Origin of the sequence: Burkholderia sp. Ac-20349, from assembly GCF_017104865.1 — a bacterium.
GTDB lineage: Bacteria > Pseudomonadota > Gammaproteobacteria > Burkholderiales > Burkholderiaceae > Burkholderia > Burkholderia aenigmatica.
The window spans coordinates 1-913 of sequence record NZ_JAAGPM010000360.1; the positions used below are offsets into that span (position 1 = coordinate 1).

General features: G+C 70.1%; 1 protein-coding gene and 1 pseudogene. Both read left to right on the forward strand.

Going from position 1 to position 913, the window contains the following annotated elements; genetic code table 11:
- Nucleotides 1–539 (forward strand): LysR substrate-binding domain-containing protein (locus tag G3N61_RS39210; protein ID WP_241018146.1); only part of this gene is annotated, 539 nt, incomplete at its 5' end.
- 231 nt (nt 540–770) lie between these two features.
- Nucleotides 771–913 (forward strand): annotated as a pseudogene (locus tag G3N61_RS39215) (efflux transporter periplasmic adaptor subunit); the annotation flags it as partial.

Consider the following 913-nt stretch of genomic DNA (forward strand, 5'->3'; position numbering starts at 1 on the left):
ACCGGTTTCCGGACGTGCGGCCGACCGTGACGCTGACCGATACCCATGTCGATCTGACGTCCGAAGCCATCGATGTCGCGTTCCTGACCGACGGCATGCCGGTGTCCGGGGCACACGCGCTGCACACGTTGGCCGCGTACGAATCCGTGCGCGTCGCGGCGCCGGGTTATGTCGCCGCGCACGGCGGTGCGGCCGCGTCGGGCGACTGGCCGGACATTGCGGCCGTTCGGCTCGATCTGCCGGCGGCCGGCGACGACGATGCGGCTGCGCTTCGACCCGATGCGACGCCCGGCGGCAGTCCGGGCGTCGGCCATCTCGAGATGGCACGGCGGCTGGCCGTCGCCGGCATGGGCGCCGCGGTGCTGCCCGCGTATCTCGTCGACGCCGATCTGGCGGCCGGCACGCTGGTGCGCGTTGCACCGGTTCGCCCGCTCGCGCCCGTCACGCTGAAGCTCGCGCATGCGCGCACCGCGCATCTGCCGGCCGCTGCACGCGCCTTCATCGAGTTCGCCGGCGCCGCGTTCCGGCCCGCGCGCTAGCGGCCCGGTTGGCCGTCGCGGCAACGCGCACCGGCCAGGGCCGCGGGCTCATGGTTCTTTTTCCACGGAAGCAGTTCGACGAACGAACGCTCCGCAGGGCGCAACGCACGCCCGACATACGCGACCGCATCCGCGGCAAACAGGAAGCGACAGCATTCCGGCCGCGCGTGCAGGTCACGAGGAGATCTGGTGATTCCCATTGAAGGTCGTCTATTTGTGAGAGGTCGCTCCATGCGCGTCGAACGGGTTCCATACCGCTTAATCACTGCTGCAACGGCCGCCGTTTTCCTGGCCGCGTGCGGAAAAAAAGAATCGGCACCGCCGCCGCAAACGCCGGAAGTCGGCGTCGTCACCGTCCAGCCGCAGGCCGTGCC